This window comes from Olivibacter sp. XZL3, assembly GCF_004368405.1.
Taxonomy (GTDB): domain Bacteria; phylum Bacteroidota; class Bacteroidia; order Sphingobacteriales; family Sphingobacteriaceae; genus Olivibacter.
Window position 1 is genome coordinate 29,797 of record NZ_SBJH01000033.1, and the last position, 10,094, is coordinate 39,890.

Here is a 10,094-nt window from a genome sequence, read left to right on the forward strand (position 1 = left end):
TTGGCCATTCTTTATGAGAAGGCCAATCTTTACGGTTAGTCTTTAATGATAGAAAAAGCGATGAAATAACAAATAGACAGGCGAAAAATACAAACGATACCTTAAATATCATATGAAATTAACATACTTTTTGCCCTTCGTGGCTTTCATAATTTCCTGCACCCAACAGCGGGCGAGCCAAAATCAAGCAGCTTCGATCACTGCAATCACCGATTCCCTGGCCGAAAAGCAAGATTCGACTGGTACTGCTAAGCCTTTGATAAGCAAGCGCTACAGTGCAGACCCGTCAGCCCATGTTTTTGAAGGAAAAATTTTTATTTACCCTTCGCATGATTATGATGCCGGCGTTCCGGAAAACGATAATGGTGATCATTTTGCGATGAAAGATTATTATGTTTATTCCTTAGATAGCATAGGCGGCCAGGTAACTGATCACGGTATTGCTTTGCAGCTTAGTGACGTACCATGGGCAGCAAAGCAACTATGGGCGCCGGATGCAGCGTTTAAGAATGGAAAATACTATTTGTATTTTCCGGCGAAAGACAAAGACGGAATATTCCGAATAGGGGTTGCCGAAAGCGATCGTCCACAAGGACCGTTTAAAGCATATCCACAGCCCATCAAATATAGTTTCAGTATAGACCCCGCGGTATTTACCGATACAGACGGCCAAAGTTATATGTATTTTGGCGGTATATGGGGCGGGCAATTGCAAAAATGGGCAAGCGGAAGTTTTGATCCGAAGGGCCCGGCCTTCGATCTCGGTAAGGGAGATGAACCTGCATTAGCGCCGAAAATAGCGAAAATGGAACCCGGGATGACCGCCTTTGCGGAAGAACCGAAGGATGTGCTTATTCTTGATGGGCAGGGCAAGCCACTGAAAAGCGGTGATCACGAAAGACGCTTCTTCGAAGCAGCTTGGGTGCACAAGTACAAAGGGAAATATTATTTTTCGTATTCTACCGGTGATACACATTTGTTGTGTTATGCCATCGGCGATAATCCCTACGGTCCTTTTACATATCAGGGAGTGATCTTGAAGCCGGTATTGGGATGGACAACCCATCACTCTATTGTAGAATTTAAGGGGAAATGGTACCTTTTTTATCACGATACCGAGCTTTCCGACGGGAAGACACATTTGCGGAATGTCAAGGTGACCGAATTGAATTATACAGCAGATGGTAAGATCATTCCAATCGATCCGTATCATGGAACAGCTCAACCTAATTAGATAAAATGCATTTCATGAAGATGATCATAAATATAGTCTCATTGACAAAACGAGAGCTTCCTAAATTGGCCTTCGGCTTTTGGGTACTTTATTTTTTAATTGCTTCTTCTTCCTATGCTCAGGAGCGTCAATATCCTTTTCAAGACCATCATTTATCTTTTGAGCAGCGCGTAGATGACTTGGTAGGTAGGCTGACGTTAGAAGAGAAAGTTGGCCAGATGCTCAATGCTGCGCCTGCAATTCCGCGACTGGGAATACCGGCGTACGACTGGTGGAATGAAACGCTGCATGGCGTGGCCAGAACACCGTTTAAAGTAACCGTATATCCGCAAGCGATCGCCATGGCAGCAACTTTCGATACGCTCTCTCTGTTTAAAATGGCGCGCTATTCAGCATTAGAAGGAAGAGCTATTTACAATAAAGCGGTAGAGACGGGAAGAACCAACGAACGGTATCTAGGCTTAACTTATTGGACACCCAATATCAATATTTTTAGGGATCCCCGTTGGGGGCGCGGACAAGAAACCTATGGAGAAGATCCGTTTTTGACTGCCATATTGGGCGACGCTTTTGTAAGAGGCTTGCAGGGAGACGATCCTAAATATCTATTAGCCGCGGCTTGTGCCAAGCATTATGCGGTTCATAGTGGCCCCGAACCAATACGTCATGTTTTCGATGTAGATGTTAGTCCTTACGACTTGTGGGATACGTACCTGCCTGCTTTCCGAAAACTAGTAGTTGATGCTAAAGTGGCCGGCGTAATGTGCGCTTACAATGCATTCCGCACGCAACCTTGCTGTGCCAATGATCTGCTGATGACAGATATCCTAAGAAACCAATGGAACTTCGAGGGCTATGTAACTTCCGATTGCTGGGCCATCGATGATTTCTATAAGCATCATAAAACCCATCCAGATGCAGCTTCCGCAGCAGCAGACGCCGTATTCCATGGCACGGATATAGACTGTGGAACAGACACCTATAAGGCCTTAGTACAGGCCGTGAAGGACGGAAAGATCACGGAGAAGCAGATAGACGTTTCTATAAAACGACTTTTTATGATTCGCCTTCGATTAGGAATGTTTGATCCGGTCGCTGTTGTGAAATACGCCCAAACGCCGTTCGATGTACTGGAAAGTCCGGAACATAACGCACATGCCTTAAAAATGGCTCGGCAGTCGATTGTATTGCTGAAAAATGATCTGCAAACGCTTCCTTTGAAAAAGAACCTGAAAAAGATAGTCGTACTCGGACCCAATGCCGATAACCCCATTTCTATTCTGGGAAATTATAATGGTACGCCTTCTAAGTTGACTACCATGTTACAGGGGATCCGGGATAAAGTAGGCAGCAATACGGAGGTCGTTTATGAACAGGCGATTAACTTTACTAACGACACCCTGCTCGTTTATCAAGATGTAAGCCGTCAGTACACTTTCGAGGGAAATCAAGGCTTTAAAGCCGAATATTTCAACAATAGAGAATTAAAAGGGGCTCCGGTGTTTGTCCGCACCGAGAAGGCCTTAGACCATCTGTGGCAGGAAGGCCAGCAATTAGGAAATGGTATGAGGGCGAACGACTTTTCTGTTCGGTTTACAACTCAGTTTAAGGCCGCAGCTTCCGGACCGCTAACCTTTGAACTGGAAGCGGATGATGGCTACCGTTTTTTGGTTAACGGGGAAGAAGTGATAGATGCCTGGACGCGGAACCGCTGGGGCGCCCGTACTTATAAACTGGAGGCTGAAAAAGATTCGGTTTATAAACTGGTGGTCGAATACTGGCAGGGCGGTGGAAAAGGAAATGTGCGTTTGAGGGCAGGTACTTATGAGCGTAGTAATTTTGAACGGTTGGCCAATCGGCTGAAAGATGCCGACGCTTTCATTTTTGTCGGCGGCATTTCTCCGCAGCTTGAAGGCGAAGAAATGGACGTGAACTATCCTGGCTTTGAAGGTGGAGATCGCACTTCTATTAAGTTGCCCGAGGTGCAAACCAGCTTAATGAAAGCCTTGTCGGCTACCGGAAAACCTATAGTTTTTGTGATGATGACTGGCAGTGCGCTTGCTATTCCCTGGGAAGCGGCGCATGTTCCTGCTATTGTAAATGCTTGGTATGGCGGACAGGCAGCAGGTGTAGCCATGGCCGATGTGCTTTTCGGCGATTATAATCCTGGCGGAAGGCTGCCTGTAACTTTTTACGAAAGTGATGCCGATTTAGCGCCTTTTACCGATTACAGTATGAAGAACCGAACTTATCGTTATTTTACTGGAAATCCCATTTATGGATTTGGTTATGGCTTGAGCTATACCTCGTTCCATTATGATCAGTTAAATATTGCTGAAGAGGTAGCAAAGGGAAAAGCAGTTCCGGTTTCCGTAAGGATTACCAATACCGGAAAGCTTGCAGGTGAAGAAGTGGCCCAGCTTTATTTGATCAATCAGGAGCCTTCTATTAGCACAGCAAGGAAAACATTGAAAGGTTTTCAGCGTATCCATCTGAACCCCGGGGAAAGTAAAACCGTGAAATTCGTGCTTAGTCCAGACGACTTATCTTATGTAGATGAGCAGGGAATAGCAAAACCCCTGCAAGGGGCGCTCGCCATCAGTATTGGGGGTAGCCAGCCCGATGAAAAGCAAACGACCAGCAGTAATGTAATTCAACAAGCGTTGTTGATCAACTAATATAGGAGACCATGTTTACTATACAGATCAGAAAAAATATCGGTACCATGCTAGTGGGGATTTTTATCGTCCTCACAGTAAAAGCAGAAGATGGGCATAGCCTTTGGCTTAGGCGGGAAACTCCAAAACCGGTTAAGGTGGTGTGTTCGAATAAATCCGCGATCCTTGATCAGGCTGTAAAAGCGTTGCGGGCAGGTTGGCAGGGAGAATCCGGAGCAATGATAAGGCTAAGGGTAGAGAAAGATAAAGCCATAAAGGACGATGGGTTTAAACTGAGCCCCAGTGAGATACAGGCCAATACCGCGGCTGGCATTTTATATGGCGTATACGAATTATTACGAAGGCAACAAACCGGTCAGGTACCGGAAAATGCTGTGGTGAACCCTTCTTATCAACGTAGAATTTTAAACCATTGGGACAATTTGGATGGTTCGGTAGAGCGCGGTTATGCAGGAGCTTCCATATTTTGGAGAGGTGAGGAGGCGCTTTCCGTAACAGCCGAGGATAGAAAGCGGTGGGAGGAATACGCAGAAGCGAATGCTTCGATCGGGATTAACGGTAGTGTCCTGAATAATGTAAATGCATCGCCCAAGATATTATCGCGCAATGTGTTGGAAAAAGTGAAGGTTATTGCTGACGTTTTACGTCCATATGGTATCAAAACCTATCTTTCGGTGAACTTTGCTTCACCGACCATTTTGGGCGGCTTAAAGACGTCCGACCCGATAAATACGGAAGTGATCAATTGGTGGAAAGCCAAGGTAAAAGAAATCTACGCGCTGGTGCCTGATTTTGGCGGTTTTCTGGTAAAAGCCAATAGTGAGGGCCAATCCGGCCCACAGGACTTCGGCCGTACGCATGTCGATGGAGCCAATATGATGGCCGATGTGTTGAACCCCTATGGTGGCATCGTGATGTGGCGGGCATTTGTATACAGCCCTACCGATAACGATAGGGCGAAGCAGGCCTACGATGAATTTATGCCCTTTGATGGAAAATTTCGCGATAATGTGATTGTACAGGTAAAGAACGGCCCGATAGACTTTCAGCCTCGCGAACCGTTTAGTCCGCTTTTTGGTGCGATGAAAAAGACGGCGATTATGCCGGAATTACAGATCACACAGGAGTATCTCGGACACGCCTATCAACTGGTGTTTTTGTCCACGATGTGGGAAGAATGTTTAAAAAGTGATACGTATCAGGAAGGGCCGGGCAGCACCGTTGCCAAATGTACCGACGGAAGAATCTTTGATCAGAAACACACAGCGATAGCGGGCGTTGCCAATACCGGACTGGATACCAATTGGTGCGGGCATCAGTTCGCACAGGCCAATTGGTATGCATTTGGGCGCCTAGCCTGGAACGATGAGTTAAGCAGTGAGCAAATTGCCGACGAATGGTTGAAACTTACTTTTAAGAACGCTGAAGGGACAAACAGCCAAACGGATTGGGACAGTGACTTTCTACAACCGGTGAAGCAGATGATGATGGAAAGTCATGACGCAGCGGTAGACTACTCTATGCCCTTAGGGCTGCATCATATTTTTGCACCACATGCACATTATGGGCCGGGCCCCTGGTGGGCGCCGGAGAAAATGCGGGCAGACTGGACACCCCCTTATTATCATCAGGCGGATACCATAGGAATCGGATTCGACAGAACGCAAAACGGTAGCGATGCCGTAGGGCAGTACCACGAGCCCTTAGCTTCGCAATTTAATGACGTCGACAAATGCCCGGAAATTTATCTGCTGTGGTTTCATCATCTTCCGTGGGATTATCAGACTAAGAGCGGCCGGATTTTGTGGGATGAACTTTGCTATCGTTATGATAAGGGGGTGCGTCAGGTTCGTGCTTTTCAAAAAGTATGGGATAAAGTACAGCATGATGTGGATGAACAACGTTTTAAAGAAGTGCAAAGTAAATTAAGGAGGCAAGCGCGGGATGCACAAGTTTGGAAAGACGCCTGCTTGTTGTATTTTCAACAGTTCAGTAGACGGCCGATTCCTTCGGAGCTGGAGCGACCTGTATATGATTTAGAATTTCTACAGTCGGCAGATCCGCTTTCCTTGTATAAATAAATTGTTAATGCGGTTATATTGGGCTCAAAAGGTTATGGATAAAACCGGTAATAGGTGGAACTTTTCAAGAAGCTTTTAGCTGGTCGTCATGATCAACTAAAAGCGGAGCACTTCCCAAAAAGCTTTTTTGGGTTTTAGATGTTGGTCAAAGAGTAGGGGAAAGTTCTTTTTTCCCCTATTGTCCAACCAGCTATAGCGGTCTGATACATTCCAAAAGGTAACGCCGGTTATGGCGCGTTTATGACGGCGAAATACCTCGAACACCATTTTGTATTGCTTCAATTGCTGCTGTTCCATTTCGGCAGTAAACGAAGCGGCAGCAATTGATTGGCGGTCTTTTTGGAGCTGGCCTCCCTGCCGCCCACCGTATACCGATATGTCCAACTCCGTAAATTGCACCTGTATACCCAAGGAAGAAAACAGCCGAATCGATTCTTCGAGTTCTTCACGACTAGGATAAGTTACCGACCAGTGCGCTTGTAAACCTACTCCATGTATAGGAACGCCTTTATCCAATAAGTTTTTCAGAAGTCGGTAAATCTTCGCTCTTTTAGTCGGGATTTCGGTGTTATAATCGTTATAAAATAAAACAGCCGCTGGATCGGCCTCATGTGCATATTCAAAAGCCTTGGCAATAAAGTCCTCTCCTGCAATTTCAAACCATTTCGATTTTCGTAGAAAAGTTGCGCTGTCAGCAATAACTTCATTAACCACATCCCAGGCATAAACCCGTCCCTTATATCTGCGCACCACTGTTTTAATATGTTGTTCTAGCCGCTTAAGGAGTACTTCTTTCGTAACGTCTTTACCTGAAGCATCCCGGAAAAGCCAGTCGGGAGTTTGTGTGCCAGCAAAGGGTATGTCCCCTCACTTTCATGTCGTGACGGCTTGCAAAGTCGACTATAGCGTCAGCGTCTCTCCAAAAATAGCGGTTTTCCTCGGGATGGATAGGGCCCATTTTCATCGCATTTTCTGCAGTAATGCTATTGAATTGCGCTTGAATCAACTTGGCCGTTTCACCGCTCAGGTCGGAAGGTCGTACGGCAACACCTATAGGAAAATAATCTTCATAGCGATCCTTTAAGCTTTCTGTTTCCTTGTTTCGAGTAAAGGCCAGTACTAAAAAGAGGATTGGTAGTGCCGAAAGACTACAGAAAAAAAGTATGGTTGGGCGATTGTCTTTATTGTTTAGATGAGTCATAGGGATATTCGAACATATTGTAAAAACGAGGTTAACAATTTTCCAGCAAGAGGAAGCTTCTATAACAAATGTACGCCAAGATAGATGATAAGCTTGGCTAGTTTGAATATTTTAACGGCACAAATGTTTAGTAAGGCAGTTACTCGAGTAATTGAAAATAGGATCGCGTTTAAGATAGCCCCACTGTTATGCGCCTTAAAGCTTCCAAAGAAAGTATTTTGAACATTTGTCCCATCATTAGCAACAATAAAGATAGGGATGATGCACAGTAGCCCCTACTTTTACAAGTAAGTATAAACCTTAAAAGTCGGCTCCGCTTTAGTCTATGAAACGAATTTACGTCTTTCTTCTCATTCTGTGGTCTGTTGGCGAAGCTTATGCCGTGCAAACCGAAACTTTCGTCTCCTTTCACCAATCAGCAGGGACTTATCCACTTAGTCGGCCGGACATAGAAACCGCCTTGGTGACTAGTGAAAACGAATGGGCAGGCGTAACCAGGGCCTTAAAAGATTTTCAGCAGGATCTGAAATCGGTAAGTGGCAATGCGATTTCGCTGAGCACTCGATTGCCCACAGAAAACGGTAGTACCGTCATCATTGCAGGAACCATTGGTCATAGCAGTCTTATCGATCAATTGATTGAGCGAAAAAAAATCGATGTCGATGACATCGAAGGGAAATGGGAATCGACCCTGTTACAGCTCGTAGAAAATCCGGTAGAGGGGGTAAAACGGGCTTATGTGATAGCAGGCAGCGACAAGCGCGGAACTATTTATGGAATTTATACGCTCTCCGCACAAATCGGCGTTTCGCCTTGGTATTGGTGGGCGGATGTGCCAATACGAGCACATCCGGAAATTCACTTGCTACCGGGACGACATGTATTAAAAGAGCCAGCGGTTAAGTACCGGGGGATCTTTTTGAATGACGAGGCGCCTGCATTGACCGGATGGGCAAACGAAAAATTCGGGGGGTTAAACCATCGTTTTTATGAAAAGGTGTTCGAACTTATCCTTCGACTTAAAGGTAATTATATGTGGCCGGCGATGTGGGGAAAAGCTTTCAATGACGATGATAAGCAAAACCCAATATTGGCAGACCTGTATGGGGTAGTCGTAGGAACATCGCACCACGAGCCTATGCAACGCGCTCAGGAGGAGTGGAAACGCTATGGGGAAGGCCCTTGGGACTATCAGCGCAATGCCCAAGTACTTCGGCGGTTCTGGCGGGACGGGATTCGGAATATGGGTAATCACGAGAGTATAGTGACGATTGGAATGCGGGGTGACGGCGATGAGCCTATGAGCGAGGAGAGCAACATCAAGCTATTGGAGCAAATAGTGAAAGATCAGCGACAAATTATTCAAGAGGTTACGGAAAAGCCTGCCGCCGAAACGCCACAGCTCTGGGCTTTATATAAGGAAGTACAGGATTATTACGATAAAGGAATGCGTGTGCCGGAAGACGTAACCTTATTGCTATGTGACGATAATTGGGGTAATATCCGGAAACTGCCTAGCTTGGACGATAAAAAACGAAAAGGGGGATATGGCATTTACTACCATTTCGATTACGTCGGTGGTCCGCGTAATTCAAAATGGATCAACGTAACGCAAATACAACGGGTTTGGGAGCAGATGAATCTGGCCTATCAATATGGGGCAAACCGCGTATGGATTGTGAATGTAGGTGATTTGAAGCCGATGGAATACCCCATTTCCTTCTTTTTGGATATGGCGTGGGATCCCAACCGATTTAATACCTCAAATTTGTTGCAGCATACCGAAGATTGGTGCACTCAACAGTTTGGAGCGAAGTATGCTAGTGAGGCAGCGCGATTAATCAATACCTACACCAAATATAACCATCGGGTAACACCCGAATTACTGGACGAAAACACCTATAGCTTAACGAATTATAATGAGTTTGAACGCGTAACAAACGATTATCGCAGTCTGTTATTAGATGCGATGCGCCTTTACTATATCCTGCCTAAGGAAAGCAGAGATGCCTTTGATGAATTGGTGCTCTTTCCGATTAATGCGTGTGCAAATCTCTACGAAATGTATTATGCGGTAGCAAAAAACAAGTACCACGCCAATAGGAATGAGGAGGAAGCTAACCATTGGGCCGATCAGGCTAAGGCCTGTTTTGAACGCGATTCGGTACTGACCCTGCATTATAACCAAGGTATAGCAAACGGCAAATGGCCACATATGATGGATCAGATACGTATCGGTTATAGCAGTTGGAACGATCCGCCGAAAAGTATCATGCCAGAGATAAGCTATGTGACTACCGCTTTAAAAGCGTCTCGAAAAGTGTTTGCCGAGGCAGATGGCTATGTCTCCATAGAAGCCGAACATTATGATAAAGCCAGCGCAGAAGGGGCGGTATCGTGGATGACGATCCCCGATTTAGGCAGGACGCTTTCAGGTGTCACCACCACGCCGGTTGTTGCCGTCCCGAATAAGCATACATACCTGGAATATAGGGTTGATCTTCACAGCACCGGAAAAGCCAAATTGATTATACTAACCTCACCGACATTAAACTTTAACGAGAATAAAGGTTTACGCTATGCGGTGTCCGTTGATGGTGGCAAAGAAAAAGTGGTGAATATCAACGGCCATTACCGGGGTGAATTGGGCGAGTGGCAGGCTAAACGCATCATAGAAACCGTTACTGACCATACGATTGATGCAGCCGGCATGCATACGATTCGCATCCGACCCCTCGAGCCGGGGATTGTTTTCCAAAAAATTATGTTGGATTTGGGTGGACTGAAGCCAACTTATTTAGGAGCACCGGAAAGTGAAGTTACAACAAAACAATAAATAAAAGATTTAAATGGTGGAAAAATGAAGGAAGAATATTATTTTTAACTTATAAAACCTATGA

At 45.6% G+C, this 10,094-nt stretch carries 4 protein-coding genes and 1 pseudogene; 4 read left to right on the forward strand and 1 reads right to left on the reverse strand.

From position 1 onward, the window contains the following. Positions 1–112: 112 nt before the first annotated feature. The 3 genes from EPX21_RS08220 to EPX21_RS08230 are packed head-to-tail and all read left to right on the forward strand — an operon-like array spanning position 113 to position 5,993. Complete coding sequence (locus EPX21_RS08220) at positions 113–1,234, forward strand: glycoside hydrolase family 43 protein (RefSeq protein ID WP_134089189.1); 1,122 nt, start codon at positions 113–115, stop codon at positions 1,232–1,234. Positions 1,235–1,248: 14 nt separating this feature from the next. Next, complete coding sequence (locus EPX21_RS08225) at positions 1,249–3,912, forward strand: glycoside hydrolase family 3 C-terminal domain-containing protein (protein WP_240768595.1); 2,664 nt, start codon at positions 1,249–1,251, stop codon at positions 3,910–3,912. Positions 3,913–3,923: 11 nt separating this feature from the next. Then, entirely contained in the window at positions 3,924–5,993 is a 2,070-nt protein-coding gene (locus EPX21_RS08230; protein WP_206106030.1) for an alpha-glucuronidase, read from the forward strand. Between the two features lie 96 nt (positions 5,994–6,089). On the opposite strand, the pseudogene EPX21_RS08235 reads toward EPX21_RS08230, so the two are convergent. Continuing rightward, positions 6,090–7,194, reverse strand: a pseudogene (locus EPX21_RS08235) (endo-1,4-beta-xylanase). A gap of 325 nt (positions 7,195–7,519) precedes the next feature. Here EPX21_RS08235 and EPX21_RS08240 point away from each other — a divergent pair. Then, a complete protein-coding gene (locus tag EPX21_RS08240) occupies positions 7,520–10,030 on the forward strand; it encodes a glycosyl hydrolase 115 family protein (protein ID WP_134089190.1) in 2,511 nt (836 codons plus the stop codon). Positions 10,031–10,094: the final 64 nt, after the last annotated feature.